Genomic DNA, 20,949 nt, shown 5'->3' on the forward strand with positions numbered 1-20,949 from the left:
AATCCCATCGCCCCATCCGCAGGACTCCACCCCATGACAGCGCAGAACATCGTTCTTTTCATCACCGATCAATGGCGCTGGGACACGCTGAACGATCCCGAGAGCCCGGCCAGGTTGCCCCATCTGCAGGCCTTCGCGCAGGAGGCCACGAACCATGTGAACGCCTTCACATCCGTGCCGCTCTGCACCCCGGCGCGGGCGAGCCTCTTTACCGGCAAATGGCCGCATCAGACCGGCACGATGGACAATGTGCAAGGCTCCAGCTTCTACCCGAATGGCAAGCTGCACCCGAGCCACCCAACCTATATGGAACGCCTGCAGGCGGCGGGCTATGCCGTGTCCTTCGTGGGCAAATGGCACCTTGGCGATGGCACGCTCACCGAACGCGGCATCCGCGCCTTGATGAGCGATGGCGGCTACGATCCGCTGATCCCGCCCGCCGATCTGGAGTTCGCCAGCCCCCGCAAGACGCCCTTCTACGGCACGATTACCAAAGGCACCCATCCCGATGAAACCCGCGTGCGTATCGGCATGGCGGAACTGGAGCGGCTGGCGCAGGGCGATCAGCCCTTCTGCCTCATCGTCTCGCTGCCGGGGCCGCATTTCCCGCACCATGTGCCAGCGGAATGGGTGGCGCTTTATGACGATCTGCCGCCGGATTTCATGCCCGCAAACCACCTGCCGCAGTTCTCCGAGGTAGGAAAGCCGCAGGCGCAGGGCGCGGCCTATTGGCCCTGCCAGGACACCCGCAGCCTCACGCAGGACGACTGGCGCCGCACCGCGCAGCATTACTGGGGGTTCTGCTCTTTCATTGACGATCTCTTCGGCCAGTTCCGAGCGCATATGACGGCGCTGGGGCTGGATGCCTCCACCACGCTGGCCTTCACCGCCGATCACGGCGAGATGCTTGGCGCCCATGGCTGGTTCGACAAGGGGCCGTTTTTCTACGAGGAAGTCATGCGCATCCCGATGCTGATCCGCGCGCCAGGGCAGAGTACTGGGCAGGGTACGGGGCAGGACGCGGGGCAGAGGCAGGAGGGCTACGTGAGCTTTCGCGATCTGATGCCCACGTTGATCGCCCAAAGCGCAGGCGCCGATGTGCTGAGTGCAGAGGAACGCGCCCGCAGCTACACGGCCAGCACCGCCGATTGCGCCTTCTACGGCTATGACGCCTATCAGGGCCGCCAGTTCAAGTTCCGCGGTATCCGCGAATCGCGGCTGAAATACGCTTGGAGCCCCCATGACATCGAAGAACTCTACGATCTGGAGGCCGATCCGCAGGAGCGCATGAACCGCGCGCAGGATCCGGCGCTGGCAGCGGAGAAGGCGCGTCTGAAAGCGCGGCTCTTCGGCTGGATGCGGGCGGAAAATGATGCGCTGGCCTGCGGCGGCTACCAGCTCCCCGTCGGAAGCTACATCGACGGCCGCCCCGCAGAGGCACAGCATGATCACAAGCCGCATCTGAACCTGGCCTTGAAAGGCTAGGGGGCAGGGGCTGGGCCATGGGTTGGCCGACATTCCAGCTGACGCGCGCAATTGTTATCTGCGTGGGTATGTCCTTTTCCGCAGAATCCGGTAGAACCAAAGATCAGACCCGGTGCGTCCGGGGAAAGCGACGAAAAGGACAGTGGACATGACAGAGCTCACGCGCCGCCATTTTATCGCCGGGACGACCCTGCTGTTCTCCGGCCCCATCGCGCAGCCTGTACTGGCGCAGACAGAGGCGCAGCCGGTGGAGGCCTTGGCTGAGCAACCGGTGGAACAAGCGGTCGTGCAGCAGGCGCCAAAGCCCGCGCCTGCCCCTGTTTCGCCGCCCAGCAAGTGGAACGCCTGGGATGCGCAGGTCACGCCGGCGGGCTATGACCCGGCGACTTCCAACCCATGGGGCTTCCATCCGCGCTTCCTGCCGCAACGCGTGGAGGCCAATCCGGGCCTGCGGCCGGGCGACATCCACGTCGATGCCGTGGCGCGCTACCTCTACCATATCGAGCCCAGTGGCGGCACGGCCATGCGCTACGGCGTTGCCATCGCGCGCGGCAACCTTTATGAGCCCGGCACCTACCGCATCGGGCGCAAGGCCAAATGGCCCACGTGGCGGCCCACCGACGCGATGATCGAGCGTGATCCGCATCTCTATGCGCAGCACAAGAACGGTATGAACGGCGGCCCCAACAACCCTCTGGGCGCGCGCGCCTTCTATCTCTATTCCGGCAATCGCGACACCTACCTGCGCATCCACGGCACCCCGCTGCCGCGCTCCATCGGGGGCCGCGCGAGCTCTGGCTGCGTGCGCATGGTCATGGCCCATATCATCGGGCTGTATGACAACGTCTCCACCGGATCCTCGGCCATCCTCTACCCGGCAGAACGGGCGCTCGGCGGCGCCTGAGCGGTGAAAAGCCCTTGAAATGAAAAAGCCCGTCCGGACGGACGGGCTTTTTTTGCTTTTGTCTGAAAGGGTTCAGGCCCCGACGGCGGCCCCGGTGCAGATTGGCCGGCCCTCTGTCGATCTCAGCGGCAGGCCCGTGCTTTCCACGGGGCCGTTGTAGAGGAACCAGTAGCAGCCGTCGTTCGGGTCCACGCGCACGGCGTTGAGGTTCTGGTTGGGCGCGGCCAGTGCGCGGATCGCGTCCGAGGCCGGCGCGTAGCCGTTTGCCGCGCCGACGGTGGCCCCGGTGTTCCCGGTGGAGCCGGTCTGAACGTTGCAGCCTGCCGCGGCCATGATCAGGCCAAAGGCCAGGAGTTTCTTGGATTTCATAGCGGTATACCTGTTCACTCGCCCCGTGTTCTGCCCCTTGCTAGCACTCCCGGCCGCCTGCGTCCATCGCGTGTCGGGGTGGGGCAGGCGGGTTCACGCAAGCGTGCAGGGCCTTCGCCGGGGCACACTGGGGCGCGACAGTTCGGCTCAGGGGGCGGGTTTTGGCGATTTGAGCGCCGGGAGGGCTTGAGCTTCCAGTCACTGGAGGCTTTATCTGACAGGTAACACTGCCCATCGAAAGACGCATGCCATGGCCGGACCGGAACAGATCACCTTGAGCGTGGAGCGCATGTCCTGCGCCTCCTGTGTGGGCCGCGTGGAGCGAGGGCTTTCCGATGTCGAAGGGCTGAGCGATGTCTCGGTGAACCTTGCAACAGAAGCTGCGCGCTTTGGCCATGCGGGTGCGCAGAGCGTGCGCGCGGCAGCGGCGCGGCTTTCGGAGTTGGGCTACCCGGCACGAGAAGCGCGGGCGCGGCTTGCGATTGCGTCGATGTCCTGCGCCTCTTGCGTGGGTCGGGTGGAGAAGGCGCTGCTGGCGGTGCCCGGCGTGCTGGAGGTTTCGGTGAACCTCGCCGCGGAAACCGCGCAGGTCACCTATCTTGAAGGCGCTCTGAGCCAGGCGGATCTGGCCGCCACGGCCACGCAAGCGGGCTACCCGGCCAGATTGGCCGAGGCGGAAGAGGCCACAAGCCGCAGCGCGCGCAAGGAGGAAGAGGCGCAGGCGCTGGCCCGCCAATTGCGCTTTGCCGCCGCGCTGGCCCTGCCGGTCTTCGTTCTGGAGATGGGCGCGCATATGATCCCGGCCTTTCACACCCTGATCCACACCACGATCGGCATGCAGGCCTCCTGGGTGATCCAGTTCCTGCTGACGACCCTCGTTCTTTTCGGCCCCGGGCGAGGCTTCTTCGCCAAGGGCCTCCCGGCGCTCCTGAAAGGCGCGCCGGACATGAACAGCCTCGTGGCGCTCGGCACAGGGGCGGCCTGGAGCTATTCGGTGGTGGCGACCTTCCTGCCGGGCCTGCTGCCTGCGGGCGTGCGGGCTGTCTATTTCGAGGCGGCGGCGGTGATCGTGGTGCTGATCCTACTGGGCCGCTGGCTGGAAGCCCGCGCCAAGGGGCGCACCGGCGCGGCCATTGAGGCGCTGCTGGGCCTGCAGGAGCGCACGGCGCTGGTGGAGCGGGGCGGCGAAACACTGGAGATCGACGCCAGTCAACTGGCCGTGGGCGACAGGATCCTGCTGCGCCCCGGCGCGCGGGTGCCTGCAGATGGCGTGGTGCTTGATGGCACGAGCAACGTCGATGAGAGCATGATCACCGGCGAGCCGCTGCCAGTCGCCAAATCCAAAGGCGCGCCGGTAACGGGCGGCACGGTGAACGGCACCGGCAGCCTGACGGTGCGCGCCACGCGGGTGGGGGCGGAAACGACGCTCGCTCAGATCATCCGCATGGTGGAAGAAGCACAGGGCGCGAAGCTGCCCATTCAGGGGTTGGTGGACCGCGTCACGCTCTGGTTCGTGCCCGCCGTGATGCTGGCTGCCGCGCTCACCGTGTTGGCATGGCTGCTCTTTGGCCCCGATCCGGCGCTGACCTTCGCGCTGGTGGCCGGGGTTTCGGTGCTGATCATCGCCTGCCCCTGCGCCATGGGGCTCGCCACGCCCACCTCGATCATGGTCGGCACCGGGCGCGCCGCTGAGATGGGCGTGCTCTTTCGCAAGGGCGACGCGCTGCAGGGGCTGTCGGATGTGCGCGTGATCGCCTTGGACAAAACGGGCACCGTCACCGAGGGCAAGCCCGCGCTCACCGATGTGGTGCTGGCGGAAGGCTTTGAGCGGGCGGATGTGCTGGCCCATGTGGCGGCGGTGGAGGCGCTGTCGGAGCACCCGGTGGCCGAGGCCATCCTGCGCGGCGCGCGGGCAGAAGGCGCGCCCGTGCTTGCGGCGGAAGCTTTCGCCTCTGTCACCGGCCACGGTGTGCGCGCTTTGGTAGAGGGGCGCGACGTGCTGGTGGGGGCGGATCGCTTCATGGCGGCAGAAGGCATCGAGACCGCTTCCCTTCAGGGCGAGGAAACCCGCCTCGCTGCCAAGGGGCGCACGGCGCTCTTTGCCGCTTTCGACGGGCAGGTGGCAGCAGTGATCGCCGTGGCGGATCCGGTAAAGCCCACGAGCCGTGCTGCCATCGCGGCGCTGAAAGCCGAAGGGCTGCAGGTGGCGATGATCACGGGCGACAAGCGCGAAACGGCGGAGGCGATTGCCCGCGAGTTGGGCATCGATACGGTGATCGCGGGCGTTTTGCCCGGCGGCAAGGTCGAGGCGCTCACCGCGCTGCGCGCCGCCCACGGGCCGGTGGCCTTCGTGGGCGATGGCATCAACGACGCACCCGCGCTGGCCGAGGCCGACGTGGGCATCGCCATCGGCACCGGCACGGATGTGGCCATTGAAAGCGCCGATGTGGTGCTGATGTCGGGCGATCTGCGCGGCGTGGTGAACGCCACCCATATCTCCCGCCGGACCATGCGCAACATCCGCGAGAACCTCGCATGGGCCTTCGGCTACAACGTGGCGCTGATCCCGGTGGCCGCGGGTGTGCTCTACCCGGCCTTCGGCATCCTGCTCTCGCCCGTCTTTGCCGCCGGCGCGATGGCGCTCTCGTCGGTCTCGGTGCTCACCAACGCGCTCCGGCTGCGGCGCACCGCGCCGGTGATGGCGGAAAGCGCGCCTGCGCGCTGCGCAGCGGCCCAGCCCGCCCAACAACCGGCACAATAGGAGGCCGCCATGAACATCGGAGACGTCTCCAACCGCACCGGCCTGCCCGCCAAGACGATCCGCTATTACGAGGACATCGGCCTCGTGCGGCCCCTGCGCAGCGCCAATGGTTACCGCTCTTTTCGCGAAAGTGATCTGCACAAGCTCGCCTTTCTGGGCCGCGCCCGCGCGCTTGGCTTCTCGATCGAGGATTGCCGCGTGCTCCTGAGCCTCTACGAGGACGACGCCCGCGAAAGCGCGCAGGTGAAGGCCATCGCGCAGGAGCACCTGACCGAGATCGACGCCAAGCTCGCCCAGCTTCAGGCCATGCGCGACACGCTCTCCCACCTGGTGGACTGCTGCCACGGCGACGCCCGCCCGGATTGCCCGATCCTCACCGATCTGGCCGGGCAGGGGGGCTGACGTGGCGGCGCGGCGGGGTTCATGCCAGACATGGGTGTGAGCGCCATCCAACAGAGCAGGGAGCAGAGCCCGTGATCGCCTATGTCACCGTCGGCGCGGCGGATATCGCCCGCGCCAAGCGTTTTTACACCGCCTTCCTGCCTGCCCTTGGCTACAGCCTGGAGGAGGGGCCGGAGGGGCTGAGTTTCGCGCCTTCTGCAGGTCATTCGACCGCCTCGCCGGATTTCTACGTAAAGCCGCCGTTCGACGGGCAACCCGCCTCCGCAGGCAATGGCGCGATGGTGGCCTTTCAGGCGCAAACCCAGGCCCAGGTGCGCGCACTGCACGCCGCAGCGCTGGCGGCAGGCGGGTCCGATGAGGGCGCGCCAGGCTTTCGCGCGGCCTATAGTGCTGGGTTCTACGTCGCCTATCTGCGCGATCCGGACGGCAACAAGATCGCGCTCTTTTCAAACAACCCGGCCGAGCCGGGGAGCGACGGCTGAGGTCCGCGCATCAGCCCCCGATTGACATGGCCGCCATGGCGCGCTGCCGTGCGCGGATGTATTTGGCCGCCGAACGGTAGTGGCTCGGCCCCGCCGCCTCGGCCCAGCGGCCCGCTGTCCAGGCGTTGTTGCCGCCTTTCATCGGGCCGCCATAGAGCTGCGCCTCGCTGGATTGCGTAAGAAAGGCGATGAGCTTGCTGTGATTGGCTGCCAGCAGCGCGCGGGCCTCGGGCCAGCCCAGCCCCGCCTGCCGCGCGCGCAGATCGGCGTTGTAGCGCTTGAGATCGTTCCACTTGTAGCCTTCCGCCGGGAAGTGGACCTTCGCCCCGGCCTGCCCCTGCGCGTACCAGCCGAGAAACAGATCGATCCAATGAGCTCGATGGGCGACCACATCCTTGATCGACGTATCCTCGGCATCCTTCCTGAGCGCCTCGGCGTGGGAAACCCCGTCCAGAAGCTTTGCAAGCTTGGTGAATTCCGTTTCCGTGATCTGCAGGAGCTCGGGTTTTGATTGCGCTGCCATGGCGGGCCTCCTTGCTGAAGCCAACCTGACCGGGATCGCAGCCCTGCGCCTTGCGCGACATCAAATCGCGCGCCTGGGATCAGCTTGCGACAGCCTGTTCGTAGAGCTCGAAATCCAGCGCATGGCGCGCCATGAAACTGGACTTGAGGGCCGGGTCGAGGGCGGTGTCGCCCCGGGGGGAGACATTCGTGCGCTCAAGATCCAGCGTGACGCCCAGAGCCTCAGAAAGGAAATCCGCGGCCAGCCCAAGGGCTTCGTAGCGAAACAGGTGGCTGACACCGGGTGCGTCACCCTTGCCCACCACATAGGCCGCCTGAGGCATCAGGTCAGCGTGGCGGGGGCGGTTTTCCGACAGGTAATCGGCGACGAATTCGTTGAAGCTGATCCCGGCGGTGGAGGCCGGGTTGCGCGCCGGGTTCAGCCGGGCGCGGAAACGATACCAGCTGTTGAGCCATTCCACAGGCTCACGCAGCACGGCGACGCTGCGCTGGGGCGCGCCGCCGCTGTAGGCTTCCATGAAGGGGGCCAGAAGCTCGCTGTAGCGCCGGAACGTCATGTGCTTGCCGGTGCCGGTGCGCACGAGGCGGATCTGGGCGTGGGCTTCAAGCGCATTATGCAGCGCTGTGGTGCCGGTTTTCGGAACAGCCAACAGCACGAGCGCATGTTCGGGAAAGGCGAGCATGGGCAGCTGTCCGTCAGGAGGCCGTGGCCACAGCGACTTGCGCCCCGGTGACAGTAGGCCAGATCGCCCGAAGCAGGGCGGCGCCATAGGTGGCGTTCATGTGAAAATGATCCTCCGCATCATAGGCGGCAGCCCCATGCAGCTTGCGGGCATCTTGGCTGAACCGTTCCAGTGTAAGCCAGCCATCCTGCAGGGTGTCGGCGGGTTGGCGCAGAGTGGCAATGCCTTCGGCCTCAACCTTGTCGCGCTGGCGCTGCAGCAGCCCGTCAAGCGCGCTCCGGCTTTCGGAAGTGTTTAGTGTGGCGAAGGCGTCGGCCATGGCGGTTTTGGCGGTGAGGATCCCGACGCCGGGCTGCGGACGGTCCACCAGCCAGACGGGTTTGTCCGTCGCGCGGCGCAGTAGACGGGCCACATGGCCCCCGGCGGACTGGAAGACCATATCGTCAAAGGCGGCCGAAATCGCCGCATCCGAAGCGACAAAGCGGGTCTCGCGGGCCTCACCGCTGCGGGCGTGCTGGTGCAGGATCGCCACAAGGCTGCGCAGGCCGAGAGTGGAACTGATGACGATGAAACCCTCGTATTCCTCGAGCGCGATGCTGTCGCGCCCGGCCGAGGCCATGAAGTTTCGGGCAACCGTATCGCTGAGCGCCACGAGCCGTCCGTTCTCCACGGTAGTTGCCAGCATCGTGTCGCGGGCGGAGCCGTAGAAATCAGGTTCCGCAGCGCCGGTTTCCTGCGCGAATGCCTCCCACGCCAGCTTGGGGGCGGCGAGATGGGAATTTCCGATCATGCAAAGGGTCATTGCGCCAGCTTTCCGAAAATGCGTTCTGTCATGCTGCGTCCGTCTTCGGCTGGTTCTGCTCCTCGGCGAGCCTGTTGAAGAGATCCTTCAAAGCAAGCTTTCCGAACGCCGCGTTCATGTGGCGCACGTCATCGCCGTCCGGGTCTGCGCCCTTGGCCAGCGCATCGGCGTAGATCGAGAAACGGCTGTCGGTCATGATGTCGTTGACCACGGTTTCCGGCGATTGCGGAATCGGGATCAGGCCTTCGGCGCGCAGGCGGTCGTCCGTCTGCTGCGCCATCCGAAGGATCGGCACCGGATCGGGTGCCTCGACGTATTCGCGATAGAGCGCACCGGCGATGTTGTCCATCTTGGTGACGCGGATATCGGCGTTGGGGCTGGAGTAGACGAAGACCGGAGCGCTCACGCCGCCCGCCTTCAGCAGGCTGGCCAGATGGCCGATCGCCCCGGTGCGGTAGTAATCATACATCGCGGCCTGAAAGGCGGCATCGGAGACGAGGTTGCGTACCTTGGTGCGGCCCGTTTGGCCGATCAGCCGATGCTGGCGCTGCAGCTGCGCTGCTACGCCGGCCCCGGTGCGCGCACCGATGAGCACGAAGAAATCATACTCCGCCAGCACCACACTGTCTTTCTCGGCGGTGTAGGAGAAGGCGCGCTTGGTGCGCTCAGAGGTGGGCAGAATCTCCCCGTTCTCAAGGGCGGTGGCGTTCAGCGTCTGGCCGGGGGCGCCGAAGAAGGTCAGGTCCGCCTGCGGATAGAGATCGGAAACCTCTTTCCAGGCTTCAGCGAAACACGTCATGTGGGAGTTGCCGATCAGGCAGCCTTTCCTCGTCATTTCGCGAAGGCCTCAAGCATGATTTCCTCGCAGACAAGCTCTTCCTCGCCTGCGCCTCCGCTGCGGCCCGCGGCCTTTCCCGCTGTAGCCGCCCCGGCGCGCCCTTCGAGCGGGGGCAGGCCGCGGGCCGCGCGGCGCGCGGCAATCTGGGCGGCGCGCTCGTCGTCGCTGGGTTTGGCGGTGATCGGTCTGTGCTGGTCCAGAAAAGCCTTCATCACCAGCGCCACACCATCGGGCGAGATCGTGCGCTGGTTGGGGTTGTAATAGAAACCGCGCGCCGTGTGGGTCGTGGCCATCTCGTAGCCGGGGAAGTAATCCACATCGTCGAACTCGTCATAGAGCCCACCAGCCACGGCACGCAGTACGCTCTTGGTGTGCGAGGAGGCCACGAGGATGTGTTTGTCGGTGGCGGTGGCGGTGAGCGGCACCGGCGAGGTGGTGATCAGGAAACGCGCGTTCTCGTTCATCCGCTTGATCTTGCGGCGCAGCATCACGAAATCGCGGTAGACTTCCTCGTAGCGGAAATTGCGGAACTCGTATTTCTCAGGGTCGAACGTGCCTGCGATCACGCCCGGGCAGATCGGGTAAACAGTGCCGCTTTCACGGTTCACCCAGCATTCGGTCAAGCCGAGGGTGAAAACGTAGACATCGGTGAAACGGAACAGACGGCGCACATTCTCTAGGTGCTTCTTGCGGTGTTCGATCACCTCTTCCTTGGAACCAAGCCCATAAGGCTCCACGGCCGGGCGCAGGCCATCGTAATAGCGGCCGTCGCGCTCAAAAACATCTTCCTCTCGCACCGCCTGTTCGCGGGCATCGTCAAACAGCTGAAGCCACTGGCGGACGGAGTAGATGTTGCCGTATCGGGCCGAGTAAACAGAATAGCCGAACTTCTTTGCCGTCTCATCGGTCATGCCGGGGAGCGGCGGCTCCATGTCGATGATGTTGTAGCCGGCTTCCTTCATGTAGCGCGCCACATGCTGTGCAAAGCAACTGCCTTGGGTCGAAATGCGATCCTCGGCGGCGATGTCGAACTTCTTGGTGTAGACGTTTTCCAGCTGCGTGATGTGCTTTTGCGCAACCCCGCTGCGCCAGAATTTTTCAGGCGGAAGATGGGTGTAGGGGGTTTCGTGGTCTGCCATGTCAAAAGTCCCTTGTTAAAATGACGTGGGCCGGGGCCTAGCCCTCGCTCGTCATGGATTTGAGCATCAGGTCGCGGATCGTTGAATCCCGCAAAATATCGCTCAGCACCACGTTCCGGCGGTTGCCCAGTTTCTGCATGCGCCGCTCAGGCGGCGCGTCGAAGGCGCCGTCGACCCCGGCCGCGTTGAACAGCGGCGCGAGGTAGTGAGGAAAGTTCTCAACGGCGTCCTCGTAGTAGATTTCGATCGGCGTGATGCCGTTCTTGCGGAAGAACCAGACCCAGCGTCTGTCTTCCTTGGCAAGGGCGCGAGCATAGCCCTTGGCCTTTTCCACGTTGAATTCCATGGAAAGGTTGAATTGATCATCCTTGGTGGCGCGCTTGTCCCAGATATTGAGCTCTTCGGCGACGTATTTGGAGACCGACTGCTCAAAGATATTGGCGCGCCGGATGAAGACCCAGGTGGCGTCGGAGAAGAACTTGGCAAAGGGCGCGCAGGAGCCATCATGGGCAACCGGGTCGATCTTCCGTGAGAGCTTGTGCAGGTAGTGAAACATCACCTTGTCGTAAAACACAGGGCCCTTGCCCTCCCGGAAGCGGCGCACGGTTTCATAGGCCTTCTGCCACGGCATGGCTCCGTTTTCATCGTGTGCCAGTACCTGGGCGTAGAAGGCCTCTGATTCACTGCGCTCGTACCCGGCGAGATTGACGAAATCATCAACAACCATGGTGGAGCCGCTGCGCTGAGTGGCGCAGAAAATGACGGGCGTTTGGGCGAGGGATTTGTCGGTGTCCATGGGTGTGTCAGCTATCGTTTTTATTGCGTTTGCCGAAAACGTTATAATTGTAGAGCCGCATAGGCGAGCGTGTTCCGTTTGCGCCCAGCTCAAGGCGGATCTTGCGAACATCGGAATTGCCAATATGTGCCAGGATTTCCTCGCGGCTCAGACGCGCATAGATGAAGCTTGCGTATTCATTCAGCCGGATATCGGAGCGCTGGATCGGATCATGGAAGGAGTCCGTGTCTACGTGAAACCGCAACGAGACGGTTTCCGGAATGGAGGCGGAGCACTTCAGCACCCATTCAAACCAGTCGTAGGCCTCGAAATCGATACCCTTGAGCGTGAACTCATAGGTCATCCAGGCGCTGTCCTGCTCCACCGGGTAGATCGACCAGCCAAACAGTTCGTCGCTATCCGCGGGCCGGTGCAGATCCGAAAGCTCGAAGCTTTCGATCCGCGCCACAGCATTGGGCGAGGGCGCGCCGATCTGGAAGAAATCGCCGACCAGCGAATAGGGCGAGATTTCGAGTGGTTCGTCGATGGCCTCAGTGCCAAATCCGAGAGCCTTTCCAGAGAGAAGCGAGACAACGCCTTCTTCCTCGAAGCTGGCCGGCGAAGGCACCGAGCTGACGGGCATGGCGCGGGTCAGGCTTTCGAGCTCGTCGAGACGGCCGCGCATTTCGGTGATAAGGGAAAGGATCTGGTTCTTGAGAGCCACGGAATTTCTGCCCTGTCTTTGTCTGGACTGTGTCAGTCGGTGGTGAGCGAGGCGATATGGGAAAGCCGCTTGCGCAGCTGGTCGGCGCGGTTTTTCTCCCACATCCAGGCCTCGGTGCGGTGCGCTGCGAAGGTGCGCATGTCGTCGAGCTGGCGCTCGGTGCCAAGCTTCTGGGCGATGGCCCAGAAGGTGAACTGCAGCTCCTGCCCGCGCTCAGCGGGCAGGGCGTCCAGTTCCAGCTGGACACGGTGCCATGGCGTACGGCGCAGATATTCTTCGATGTACCAGAGCCTGTCTTCGAAACGCGATTTTTCGAGCATCGAGATATGGCGGTCGTTGCCGGTGATCCGGGCCACGCCGCGGCCGCTTTCGGTATAGGACATCTCGATTTGCGCGAGCTTGCTCAGCAGGCTCTGAAGCCCCCCGCCACGCACAACGGATGTGGGGCGGCGGCAATAGTAGTAGAGGCAGTCCGATACCTTGCTATAGCGTTCGACTGCCGAGAAGGCATAGGCATTGCGCAGCATGTCCTCAGTGATGGTGATGCCGCAGTCGATGGCATTGTGCTCTGGGTGGCGCCACCACAGATCGCGCCGGTAGAGCTTGTTCCAGACAACGTTGCGGATCGAGCGGTTGAAGAAGGCGTCCGAGGCCTCGGGGCCGTCCATCTCGCAGGCGGGCAGGGCGGAGAACCGCACGGGGCGGCCGTCCACTTCGATTTCCACCGCGTTGCACTCCACGATGTCGGCGCCGCGGGCGAGGGCTTCGTCCAGCATCGTACTGCCGAATTCGGCGTGCAGGTAATCGTCGCTGTCCACGTGGGAGAAATACATCCCATCCGCCTCTTCCGCGGCAGTGGAGCGCGCCTTGTACAGGCCGCCGTTCTTTTCGTGGCGGACCAGCTTGAAGCGCGGGTCATTGCCCACAACCTCCCGGAAGGCGGCTTCGGTGTCGCCGGGGGAGCCGTCATCGACCACGATACACTCGAACCGGTCCATTGTCTGGGTGCGGATGCTGTCAAGGCAGCGGCCGAGCAGAGGTTCGGTGTCGTAGACCGGAACAAGGTAGCTGATTTTGGGCGGGGCCCCTTCCTGACCGGCGGCGACGCGTTCCCAGAAGGCGGTGAATTCTTGCGTGCGCGGGGTGTCGGCGTCGGGGGGCGTGGCGGCGGCGCGCGGTGGCGGGCCATCCGCGGTGCTCGGCTGTAGGCTGTCCAGCAGGGCGTTCCATTCGGCGGCTACGGCGTCGGGGGCGAACTCTGCCTGAACGAAGGCGCGCGCCTCGTAGCCCATCTCGCGCGCCAGAGCGCGGTTGCTGAGCAACTCATCCATCCGGGCCGCGAAGGCGTCGGTGTCGCCGAAGGGCACCACGTAGCCGGTGATGCCGTCCACCACCTGATCGGACATGCCGGGGATGTCGAACACCACCTGCGGCAGGCAATGCAGGGCAGCCTCCAGCAGCACCATCGGTTGGCCTTCGATTTCGCTTGAAAGCGCGAAAACGGCGGAGGAGTTGTAGTGTTCGGCAACCATGAGCGAGCGCCCGACCCGCTGAAGGCGTCGCTTGTCAATGCCGTAGCGCGCGGAATAGGTGGCGTCTCGGGTTGCGTCATAGGGCCCGATCACGGCGAGCCGGGCCTGCGCGTTGCGCGCGCAGAGCTTGCCGAAGGCCTCGTAAAGCAGATCCAGCCGCTTGGCTTCCTTGCGGTAGTGCGAGACGTTCAGCACCTTGGCCGAACCAAAATCGGCTGTGCCGTTGGGCCGGTATGAGATCGGATTCCTGATTTGGTGCACATTGGTCAGGTGGCGGCTGAACATATCCGCCGCGTCCTGGTTCAGCACCGTAACAGCGGCGAATTTCGCGTAGGACTCGTAGCGCTTCTCGAAATGCGCGTCATAGCCGGGCTTGCGCTCGCGGTGGTGCTGGAACAGCGGGTAGAAGAAGCTGTTGTGCTCCGTCATGACGACTTTCCAGCCGTCATCGGCCATCTGCGCCATATCGGCCACGTGCTCCGCATCCCAATGATAGTGATCAAGGATGACATCCGGGCCGAGTGCTTCGATGCTGCGCCGTAGGGCAGCAGGCTCAAAGCTGCTTTCATGGACTGGAACACCAACCTTGTACTCCCGCGCTCCGCCACGGGCGATCAGGATGGCGCAGTCATGTGCCTCCGATAGCAGCTCGGCAAGCTTCACCACGACGCGTTCCGCGCCGCCTGTGCTTAGGTTGGGGATCAGGAAAAGGAGTTTCAAAACTGGGCCTGCCCGTGCCGGTTCAAATCACTACAAAACTCTGGGGCCCAAGACGCGCCCCTGGGCCAAATGGGTGTGCGGCGCGAATCCGTAAATTCAAATCCGAATAACGAAGGTTAACCGGCTGATACCAAGTTTTCGGGGCTATCGCGATGAAAAGATTGCCGGATGTATAAAAAAGGGGCGCTTGCGCGCCCCAAATTCATGGTTTTGTCACTTCAGGCAGAGAGGGCCCAATCAGGCCTTGCCCTTGTAGATGTCCTGCAGCTTGGCGAGCATCGACAGCGCGTCCTCGCGGGAGCGCTGGAAGCTGTTGCGGCCGATGATGGAGCCGTTGCCGCCGCCGTCGCGGATGGCGCGGGCGTCGTCATAAACGCTGTCGGCGCCCTTCTTGGCTCCGCCGGAGAAGACGATCAGGCGCTTGCCGTTGAAGGAGGATTTCACGCAATCGGCCACGCGCGCGGCTTGGCTTGCGATGTCGATCTGCTGCTCCTCATAGACCTTCTTGGCCTCCGGCAGCATCAGGTGATCGGTGGAAAGCTTCACCTTGATGATATGCGCGCCCAGCAGGGCCGCGATATGGGCGGCATAGGCGGCCACGTCCACAGCCGTTTCGCCTTCCTTGGTGATGCCTTCGCCGCGCGGGTAGGACCAGATCACCGTGGCCACGCCTTTGGCGGCGGCCTCGCGGCGCATCTCGACGATCTCTTCGAACATGTCGAGCGCGCAGTCGGAGCCCGGATAGACCGTGAAGCCGATCGCCGCGCAGCCCAGCCGCAGCGCATCGTCCACCGAAGCCGTGATCGCCTGATTCTTGCCCGCCGTGCCGCTCATCAGCGAGTTGGCGGAGTTGACTTTCAGGATCGTCGGGATCTGGCCGGCAAAAGTGTCGGCCCCGGCCTCCAGCGAGCCCAGCGGCGCGGCATAGGCGTTGAGCCCGGCGTCGATGGCAAGCTGGTAGTGGTAGTGCGGATCATAGCCCGCCGGGTTGGGCGCGAAGGAGCGCGCAGGACCGTGCTCGAAGCCCTGATCCACCGGAAGGATGATCATCTTGCCGGTGCCGCCAAGCTTGCCGTTCATCAGGATGGAACACAGCTTGGCCTTCACGCCGGGGGTCTCGCCCTCGTAATTTGCCAGGATCTTGCTGACCGTGCGGGTCGCCTTCATGGGATACGTCCTCTTTCAAAAATAGTCTGGGCCAATCTCGTACCCCAGCCTCTAGAAGGCGTATGCTGCACTTGCAATGCTGTTGGCGCTAACATGCGTCATGGTAGCGCCAACAGTTTTATTTCGTTACAAAAATTTAGGATTTCAGGCCAAAAACGCCCGTTTCCCGATCAGCCTTCCAGCGCCGCGACGCCGGGCAGGACCTTGCCTTCCATCCACTCAAGGAAGGCCCCGCCCGCGGTGGAGATATAGGTGAAATCCTCCGCCGCCCCGGCCTTGTTGAGCGCGGCCACGGTATCGCCGCCACCTGCCACGGAAACGAGCGCGCCGGCTTTCGACAGCGCGGCGGCCTGCGCGGCGGCGGCATTGGTGGCAGCATCAAAAGGCTCGATCTCAAAGGCACCAAGGGGGCCGTTCCAGATCAGGGTTTTGGCCCCTTCCAGCGTGGCGGCGATCTTGGCCACCGTCTGCGGCCCTGCATCCAGAATCATCGCATCCGCCGGGCAGGCGTCGGCGGGCACGGTTTCATTAGCGGCATTGGCGGCGAACTCGCGCGCCACAACCACATCCACCGGTAGGATGATCTCGCAGCCAGCGGCTTCTGCCTTGCCAAGGATCTCGCGCGCGGTGTCGGCCATCTCATGCTCAGCCAGGCTCTTGCCCACGTCGATGCCTTGCGCGGCGAGGAAGGTGTTGGCCATGCCGCCGCCGATCACGAGGTGATCGACCTTCGTCACCAGATTGCCCAGCAGATCGAGCTTGGTGGAGACTTTCGCGCCGCCCACAACCGCCACAACCGGGCGCACCGGGTTGGACAGCGCTGCCTCCAGTGCCGAAAGCTCGGCCGCCATCAAACGGCCCGCGCAGGAGGGCAGGTGATGGGCCACGCCCTCGGTGGAGGCATGGGCGCGGTGGGCAGCGGAGAAGGCGTCGTTGCAATAGACATCGCCAAGGCTCGCAAGGAACTGCGCCATCATCGGGTCGTTGGCCTCTTCCATCGGGGTGAAGCGGGTGTTTTCCACCAGCAAGATGGCATCAGCGGGCAGGGCGTCCAGCGCCTCACGGCTGGGGCGCTCCACGAAGGTGACGGGGGCACCGAAAGCGGCTTCCAAAGCGGGCACCAGCGGCGAAAGCGACATTTCGGGCACGAACTGCCCCTTCGGTCGGCCGAAATGGGCCAGCAGCACGGGCTTGCCGCCTTTGGCGCGGATGTCGGCAATGGTGGGCACGATGCGCTGGATGCGGGTGTCATCCGTCACAACGCCGTTGTCCATCGGCACGTTGATATCGACGCGCGTCAGCACAGTTTTTCCGGCGAGATCCAGATCGTCGAGGGTTTTCCAGGCCATGGGGCGGCTTCCTTTGCGGCAAGGGGCAAGACTATGGGGCGTAAACACATGATGCGGGCGCGCAGGTCAACTGTGCAAATGGTTTCCCCCTTTTCCTTTCGCCCCCCAAGGCTTAACTAAGGCCCCAACCCTTGCGGATTATGCAGACCACAGGAGCATCAGATGGCCGACATCAAGGATCCCGAAAACACCATCCTCATCGAGCTGAAGGGGGGCACCGTGGCCATCGAGCTGCTGCCCGACATCGCGCCCAAACATTGCGAGCGGATCAAGGAACTGGCCCGCGCCGGCGCCTATGACAACGTCGCCTTCCACCGCGTGATCGACGGCTTCATGGCCCAGACGGGCGATGTGGCCAACGGCAACATGGAAAACAACTTCAACATCCGCATGGCCGGCACCGGCGGCTCCGACCTGCCGGATCTTCCGGCGGAATTCTCCGGCATCCCGCATGATCGCGGCACGCTGGGCGCAGCCCGTTCGCAGAACCCGAACTCCGCCAACAGCCAGTTCTTCATCAATTTCTCCGACAACCACTTCCTGAACCGCCAATACACGGTCTATGGCCGCGTGATCGACGGGATGGAGCATGTGGACGCCATCGTGCGCGGCGAGCCGCCCGCGAACCCGGACCGCATGATCAGCATGAAAGTCGCCGCCGATGCGTAAGCTCGCCGCCGCTCTGGGCCTTGCGGCTCTGCTGCCCACGGCTGCCCTCTCCACCGAGATTGCGATCACGGTGGCCGGGGAGGCCAATGGCACCATCGTGATCGACCTGCTGGAAGACATCGCCCCCGAACACGCCAAGCGCATCGCGACGCTGGCCGCCGACGGGCAGTACAACGACGTGGTGTTCCACCGGGTGATCGACGGTTTCATGGCCCAGACGGGCGATGTGACCCATGGCAAGATCGGCAGCAACATGCGCCTTGCGGGCACCGGCGGCTCTTCCCTGGGGCCCCTCAAGGCCGAGTTCTCCGACGTGCCCTTTGACCGTGGCGTGGTGGGCATGGCCCGCTCCCAAAGCCCGAACTCGGCCAACAGCCAGTTCTTCATCATGTTCAAGGAAGGCCACTTCCTGAACGGGCAATATACGGTTGTGGGCCGCGTGACCTCGGGCATGGACGTGGTGGACGCCATCAAGCGCGGTACCGGGCCCAATGGCTCCGTTGTTGGCCAGCCGGACCGGATCGTCAGCGTCGAAGTGCGCTGATCGCAGACCATAAACCCTGCGTGAGCGGGGGTAGGCGTGGGGGCTTCCCTCTGTCAGGCTTGGGCTTGTCAGAACAGGGAGGCCCCCATGCGTTTGAAATCCGCTCTTGCCACTGCCGCCATGATCGCGGGGCTCGCGCTTGGCCCGGCGGCTGCCAGCCCGGAGTTCTGGCAGACCGAATGGCCGGAAACCGATTTCAGCAAGACATCGATCGGCAACTGGGGCGAGATCATCTCGGGCGGACCGCCCAAGGATGGCATCCCGGCGCTGTCGGACCCGAGCTTCGTGCGGGTGGCCTCGGAACGCCGGATCGGGGACCGCGAGCCGGTGATCACAGTAGAGATCGCCGGACAGGCCCCGCGCGCCTATCCGATCCGCTATCTCACATGGCATGAGATCGTGAACGACCAGATCGGCGGTGTGCCCGTGGCGGTGACCTTCTGCCCGCTGTGCAACTCCGGCATCGTCTTTGACCGCCGGGTGAACGGGCGGCTTTTGAGCTTTGGCGTTTCGGGCAAGCTGCGCAATTCGGATATGGTGATGTATGACCGCGAGACCGAAAGCTGGTGGCAGCAGGCCATCGGCACCGGGATCGTGGGGCAATATACTGGCGTGGAGCTGACGCAAGTGCCGGCCTGGATGGAGGGCTTTGCCCAGTTCAAGGCGCGCAACCCCGATGGGCTCGTGATGAACGAGCCGAACTGGAACCGCTCCTACGGCTCCAATCCCTACCGCGGCTACGACAGCTCCGCGCGACCCTTCCTGTACAACGGCGAGATGCCGCCCCACGGGATCGAACCGCTGGCCCGTGTGGTGCGTGTGGGAAGCCGCGCCTGGCCGCTGACGCGCGTCAGCAAGGCGGGGCAGGTCAGCGAGGCCGGGGTAACGATCAGCTGGCAGGCAGGGCAGGCCTCGGCGCTGGATACAGGCCGCATCGACAAGGGGCGGGATGTGGGCTCGATCCGGGTAAAGGATGCCTCCGGCAAGGACGTGCCACACGACGTGATGTTCGCCTTCGCCTTCCATGCCTTCTGGCCCGACGGGCGCTGGATGCTGGAGTAGAGTTTTACGCGGATGAAGGCATCTGCGGGGGCTGTCTGCCCCCGCAGGTGAGGAAGCCGGGGGGGCTGTCTGCCCCCCCGGTCCCCCCCGAAGGTATTTGAGGCGAGAGGAAGGGGTTAGGTGTAGGCGCTGGAGTCGGCTTCGGTGATCTCGCGGATCACGCGGGCCGGGGCGCCGGCGAGGATCACTCCGCCGGGAAAAGCGCCGCGCACCACGCTGCCCGCCGCGATTACGGTGCCGTCGCCGATGGTGGTGCCGGGCAGGATCGAAACACCAGCACCGATCCAGACATTGTCGCCAATGGTGATCGGGTGGGCGTATTCCAGCCCGGCGTTGCGGCGTGCTGCGTCCAGCGGATGGCCCGCCGTGTAGAGGCCGACGTTGGGCGCGATGAAGCAATTGTCGCCGATGGTGACTTTCGCGCCGTCGAGCACCGTGAAATTGGCGTTGGCGTAGAAGTTTTCGCCGATCGAGAGGTTGAAACCGTAGTCGATATGCACCGGGCCTTCGAAGAAGAAGCTTTCGCCGGTGCGCGCCAGAAGCTTGCGAAAGAGCGCCTTGCGATCCGCTTCAAGATCGGGGTGTATGTGGTTGATCTCATGCACCAAAACCCGCGCGGCGTGGCGTTTGGCCAGCGCGTCGGGATCATAGTTCGCGTCATAGAGAAGGCCGGCGGCGGCTTTTTCGAGTTCTTCCATCGCCGGCCCTTTCTTGCTTAGCCCAGTGTGACGAGCGCGTGGCGCTTCTTGCCCGCCGAGAGTTTGATCGGCTCGGCCAGATCCGCCGCCTGCAGCACGAGGCTTGCGCTGGTCAGCGGGGCGTCGTTCATCTTGGCGCCATTGTCGGCGATCAGGCGCTTGGCCTCCTTGCCGGAGCCCGCAAGCCCCGATTGCACAAGGAGCTGCACGATGGAGATGCCATCGGCCACATCGCCCTCCGAAAGCGTGAGCGTGGGCAGATCGTCCCCGACGCCGCCTTTCTCGAAGACTTCACGCGCGGTGGCTTCGGCGGCGGCGGCGGCTTCCGCCCCGTGGCAGAGCGTGGTGACGGCATTGGCCAGCACGATCTTGGCTTCGTTGATCTCGCTGCCCGCCAGCGCGCCCAGGCGATCACATTCGGCCACGTCGATCTCGGTGTAGAGCTTCAGGAAGCGGCCCACATCGGCATCGGTGGTGTTGCGCCAGAATTGCCAGAACTCGTAAGGCGAACGCATCTCGGCGTTGAGCCAGACCGCGCCATCGGCCGTCTTGCCCATTTTCTTGCCATCCGAAGTGGTGAGCAGCGGCGAGGTCAGCCCGTAGATCTCGTGATCCAGCACACGACGGGTGAGGTCGATCCCGTTGACGATGTTGCCCCATTGATCAGACCCGCCCATCTGCAGCAGGCAGCCGTAGCGGCGGTTCAACTCGAGGAAGTCATAGGCCTGCAGGATCATGTAGTTGAATTCGAGGAAGGAGAGCGATTGCTCCCGGTCCAGCCGCGACTTCACGCTTTCAAACGACAGCATCCGGTTCACCGAGAAGTGGCGGCCGATGTCGCGCAGGAAATCGAGGTAGTTCAGCCCGTCGAGCCACTCGGCGTTGTTCAGCATCAGCGCGCCGGTGGGGGTGTCGTCGTAGGAGACGTATTTGGCGAAGACCTGCTTGATGCCCTCGATGTTGGCGTCGATCTGGGCATTGGTGAGCAGGGGGCGCTCATCGGCGCGGAAGGAGGGATCGCCCACCTTCGTGGTGCCGCCGCCCATCAGGGTGATCGGCTTGTGGCCGGTTTTCTGCAGCCAGCGCAGCATCATGATCTGGATCAGCGAGCCCACGTGCAGCGATTTCGCCGTGGCATCAAAGCCGATATAGGCCGGGACCACACCTTGGATCAGGGCCTCGTCCAGCCCCTGATAATCGGTGCAGTCGGCCAGGAAGCCGCGCTCGATCATCACGCGCATGAAGTCTGATTTCGGGTGGTAGGTCATCGGTTTTTTGTCCATGTTCATCCTTAACAGGGCGCGGTATATCGGGCCGCGACT

Annotated in this window: 21 protein-coding genes; 8 read left to right on the forward strand and 13 right to left on the reverse strand. The window is 64.2% G+C overall.

The features are described from left to right. The first annotated feature begins 33 nt into the window (after positions 1-33). Complete coding sequence (locus KVX96_RS07670; protein ID WP_261193765.1) at positions 34-1,485, forward strand: sulfatase-like hydrolase/transferase; 1,452 nt, start codon at positions 34-36, stop codon at positions 1,483-1,485. Positions 1,486-1,633: 148 nt separating this feature from the next. Beyond that, positions 1,634-2,389 carry a L,D-transpeptidase gene (locus tag KVX96_RS07675; RefSeq protein ID WP_261193767.1) on the forward strand — a complete coding sequence of 252 codons (756 nt, stop codon included), beginning with the start codon at positions 1,634-1,636 and terminating at the stop codon, positions 2,387-2,389. A gap of 72 nt (positions 2,390-2,461) precedes the next feature. Here the strand turns inward: KVX96_RS07675 and KVX96_RS07680 are convergent, their stop codons facing one another. After that, on the reverse strand, positions 2,462-2,758 hold the full coding sequence (locus KVX96_RS07680) for a hypothetical protein (protein WP_261193768.1): 297 nt from the start codon (positions 2,756-2,758) through the stop codon (positions 2,462-2,464). A 250-nt stretch (positions 2,759-3,008) separates the two neighbouring features. Between KVX96_RS07680 and KVX96_RS07685 the strand changes: the two genes are divergently transcribed. The 3 genes from KVX96_RS07685 to KVX96_RS07695 all read left to right on the forward strand — a co-directional run bounded on the left by KVX96_RS07685 (position 3,009) and on the right by KVX96_RS07695 (position 6,403). After that, complete coding sequence (locus KVX96_RS07685) at positions 3,009-5,519, forward strand: heavy metal translocating P-type ATPase (RefSeq protein ID WP_261193770.1); 2,511 nt, start codon at positions 3,009-3,011, stop codon at positions 5,517-5,519. A 9-nt stretch (positions 5,520-5,528) separates the two neighbouring features. Continuing rightward, a complete protein-coding gene (cueR, locus tag KVX96_RS07690; RefSeq protein ID WP_261193772.1) occupies positions 5,529-5,921 on the forward strand; it encodes a Cu(I)-responsive transcriptional regulator in 393 nt (130 codons plus the stop codon). 71 nt (positions 5,922-5,992) lie between these two features. Beyond that, the gene (locus tag KVX96_RS07695; protein WP_261193774.1) at positions 5,993-6,403 is read left to right on the forward strand and encodes a VOC family protein; all 411 of its coding nucleotides are present in this window, start codon (positions 5,993-5,995) and stop codon (positions 6,401-6,403) included. Positions 6,404-6,413: 10 nt separating this feature from the next. Here the strand turns inward: KVX96_RS07695 and KVX96_RS07700 are convergent, their stop codons facing one another. The 10 genes from KVX96_RS07700 to KVX96_RS07745 form a co-directional block, all read right to left on the reverse strand. Beyond that, positions 6,414-6,926, reverse strand: a complete 513-nt coding sequence (locus KVX96_RS07700) for a ClbS/DfsB family four-helix bundle protein (RefSeq protein WP_261193775.1) — start codon at positions 6,924-6,926, stop codon at positions 6,414-6,416. A 79-nt stretch (positions 6,927-7,005) separates the two neighbouring features. Then, the gene (locus KVX96_RS07705; RefSeq protein ID WP_261193777.1) at positions 7,006-7,608 is read right to left on the reverse strand and encodes a sulfotransferase family protein; all 603 of its coding nucleotides are present in this window, start codon (positions 7,606-7,608) and stop codon (positions 7,006-7,008) included. A gap of 13 nt (positions 7,609-7,621) precedes the next feature. Continuing rightward, positions 7,622-8,398, reverse strand: a complete 777-nt coding sequence (locus KVX96_RS07710) for a hypothetical protein (protein ID WP_261193779.1) — start codon at positions 8,396-8,398, stop codon at positions 7,622-7,624. A 40-nt stretch (positions 8,399-8,438) separates the two neighbouring features. After that, a complete protein-coding gene (locus KVX96_RS07715) occupies positions 8,439-9,209 on the reverse strand; it encodes a hypothetical protein (RefSeq protein WP_261193780.1) in 771 nt (256 codons plus the stop codon). Positions 9,210-9,241: 32 nt separating this feature from the next. Continuing rightward, the gene (locus KVX96_RS07720; protein ID WP_261193782.1) at positions 9,242-10,387 is read right to left on the reverse strand and encodes a GSCFA domain-containing protein; all 1,146 of its coding nucleotides are present in this window, start codon (positions 10,385-10,387) and stop codon (positions 9,242-9,244) included. 37 nt (positions 10,388-10,424) lie between these two features. Continuing rightward, on the reverse strand, positions 10,425-11,183 hold the full coding sequence (locus KVX96_RS07725) for a Stf0 family sulfotransferase (RefSeq protein WP_261193783.1): 759 nt from the start codon (positions 11,181-11,183) through the stop codon (positions 10,425-10,427). Positions 11,184-11,190: 7 nt separating this feature from the next. Next, entirely contained in the window at positions 11,191-11,886 is a 696-nt protein-coding gene (locus tag KVX96_RS07730; RefSeq protein WP_261193784.1) for a hypothetical protein, read from the reverse strand. A gap of 32 nt (positions 11,887-11,918) precedes the next feature. Then, positions 11,919-14,138 (reverse strand): glycosyltransferase, encoded by a 2,220-nt coding sequence (locus KVX96_RS07735; RefSeq protein ID WP_261193785.1) that lies wholly within the window; start codon positions 14,136-14,138, stop codon positions 11,919-11,921. A gap of 237 nt (positions 14,139-14,375) precedes the next feature. After that, a complete protein-coding gene (locus tag KVX96_RS07740) occupies positions 14,376-15,305 on the reverse strand; it encodes a class I fructose-bisphosphate aldolase (RefSeq protein ID WP_261193786.1) in 930 nt (309 codons plus the stop codon). A 170-nt stretch (positions 15,306-15,475) separates the two neighbouring features. Continuing rightward, positions 15,476-16,654 (reverse strand): phosphoglycerate kinase, encoded by a 1,179-nt coding sequence (locus KVX96_RS07745; protein WP_261193787.1) that lies wholly within the window; start codon positions 16,652-16,654, stop codon positions 15,476-15,478. A gap of 162 nt (positions 16,655-16,816) precedes the next feature. Between KVX96_RS07745 and KVX96_RS07750 the strand changes: the two genes are divergently transcribed. The 3 genes from KVX96_RS07750 to KVX96_RS07760 all read left to right on the forward strand — a co-directional run bounded on the left by KVX96_RS07750 (position 16,817) and on the right by KVX96_RS07760 (position 18,929). Beyond that, entirely contained in the window at positions 16,817-17,323 is a 507-nt protein-coding gene (locus KVX96_RS07750) for a peptidylprolyl isomerase (RefSeq protein WP_261193788.1), read from the forward strand. Then, positions 17,316-17,867, forward strand: a complete 552-nt coding sequence (locus tag KVX96_RS07755; protein WP_261193789.1) for a peptidylprolyl isomerase — start codon at positions 17,316-17,318, stop codon at positions 17,865-17,867. Before KVX96_RS07750 ends, KVX96_RS07755 begins: the two co-directional genes overlap by 8 nt. An 87-nt stretch (positions 17,868-17,954) precedes the next feature. Continuing rightward, the gene (locus tag KVX96_RS07760) at positions 17,955-18,929 is read left to right on the forward strand and encodes a DUF3179 domain-containing protein (protein WP_409977089.1); all 975 of its coding nucleotides are present in this window, start codon (positions 17,955-17,957) and stop codon (positions 18,927-18,929) included. A gap of 116 nt (positions 18,930-19,045) precedes the next feature. On the opposite strand, the gene KVX96_RS19205 is transcribed toward KVX96_RS07760, so the two are convergent. Both KVX96_RS19205 and tyrS read right to left on the reverse strand, forming a co-directional pair. Next, a complete protein-coding gene (locus KVX96_RS19205) occupies positions 19,046-19,627 on the reverse strand; it encodes a sugar O-acetyltransferase (RefSeq protein ID WP_314733095.1) in 582 nt (193 codons plus the stop codon). A gap of 17 nt (positions 19,628-19,644) precedes the next feature. Then, positions 19,645-20,895 carry a tyrosine--tRNA ligase gene (gene tyrS / locus KVX96_RS07775; RefSeq protein ID WP_261195407.1) on the reverse strand — a complete coding sequence of 417 codons (1,251 nt, stop codon included), beginning with the start codon at positions 20,893-20,895 and terminating at the stop codon, positions 19,645-19,647. Positions 20,896-20,949 lie beyond the last annotated feature (54 nt).

This window comes from Pseudoruegeria sp. SHC-113 (genome assembly GCF_025376885.1).
In the GTDB taxonomy this organism is placed as follows: Bacteria; Pseudomonadota; Alphaproteobacteria; order Rhodobacterales; family Rhodobacteraceae; genus Pseudoruegeria.

Excerpts from the sequence above, each read along its gene's own strand:
- KVX96_RS07670 (WP_261193765.1), top strand. The coding sequence starts at position 34 with ATGACAGCGCAGAACATCGTTCTTTTCATCACCGATCAATGGCGCTGG.
- KVX96_RS07675 (WP_261193767.1), top strand. The coding sequence starts at position 1,634 with ATGACAGAGCTCACGCGCCGCCATTTTATCGCCGGGACGACCCTGCTG.
- KVX96_RS07680 (WP_261193768.1), bottom strand. The coding sequence starts at position 2,758 with ATGAAATCCAAGAAACTCCTGGCCTTTGGCCTGATCATGGCCGCGGCA.
- KVX96_RS07685 (WP_261193770.1), top strand. The coding sequence starts at position 3,009 with ATGGCCGGACCGGAACAGATCACCTTGAGCGTGGAGCGCATGTCCTGC.
- cueR (WP_261193772.1), top strand. The coding sequence starts at position 5,529 with ATGAACATCGGAGACGTCTCCAACCGCACCGGCCTGCCCGCCAAGACG.
- KVX96_RS07700 (WP_261193775.1), bottom strand. The coding sequence starts at position 6,926 with ATGGCAGCGCAATCAAAACCCGAGCTCCTGCAGATCACGGAAACGGAA.
- KVX96_RS07705 (WP_261193777.1), bottom strand. The coding sequence starts at position 7,608 with ATGCTCGCCTTTCCCGAACATGCGCTCGTGCTGTTGGCTGTTCCGAAA.
- KVX96_RS07710 (WP_261193779.1), bottom strand. The coding sequence starts at position 8,398 with ATGATCGGAAATTCCCATCTCGCCGCCCCCAAGCTGGCGTGGGAGGCA.
- KVX96_RS07715 (WP_261193780.1), bottom strand. The coding sequence starts at position 9,209 with ATGACGTGTTTCGCTGAAGCCTGGAAAGAGGTTTCCGATCTCTATCCG.
- KVX96_RS07720 (WP_261193782.1), bottom strand. The coding sequence starts at position 10,387 with ATGGCAGACCACGAAACCCCCTACACCCATCTTCCGCCTGAAAAATTC.
- KVX96_RS07725 (WP_261193783.1), bottom strand. The coding sequence starts at position 11,183 with ATGGACACCGACAAATCCCTCGCCCAAACGCCCGTCATTTTCTGCGCC.
- KVX96_RS07740 (WP_261193786.1), bottom strand. The coding sequence starts at position 15,305 with ATGAAGGCGACCCGCACGGTCAGCAAGATCCTGGCAAATTACGAGGGC.
- KVX96_RS07745 (WP_261193787.1), bottom strand. The coding sequence starts at position 16,654 with ATGGCCTGGAAAACCCTCGACGATCTGGATCTCGCCGGAAAAACTGTG.
- KVX96_RS07750 (WP_261193788.1), top strand. The coding sequence starts at position 16,817 with ATGGCCGACATCAAGGATCCCGAAAACACCATCCTCATCGAGCTGAAG.
- KVX96_RS07755 (WP_261193789.1), top strand. The coding sequence starts at position 17,316 with ATGCGTAAGCTCGCCGCCGCTCTGGGCCTTGCGGCTCTGCTGCCCACG.
- KVX96_RS07760 (WP_409977089.1), top strand. The coding sequence starts at position 17,955 with ATGCGTTTGAAATCCGCTCTTGCCACTGCCGCCATGATCGCGGGGCTC.
- KVX96_RS19205 (WP_314733095.1), bottom strand. The coding sequence starts at position 19,627 with ATGGAAGAACTCGAAAAAGCCGCCGCCGGCCTTCTCTATGACGCGAAC.
- tyrS (WP_261195407.1), bottom strand. The coding sequence starts at position 20,895 with ATGACCTACCACCCGAAATCAGACTTCATGCGCGTGATGATCGAGCGC.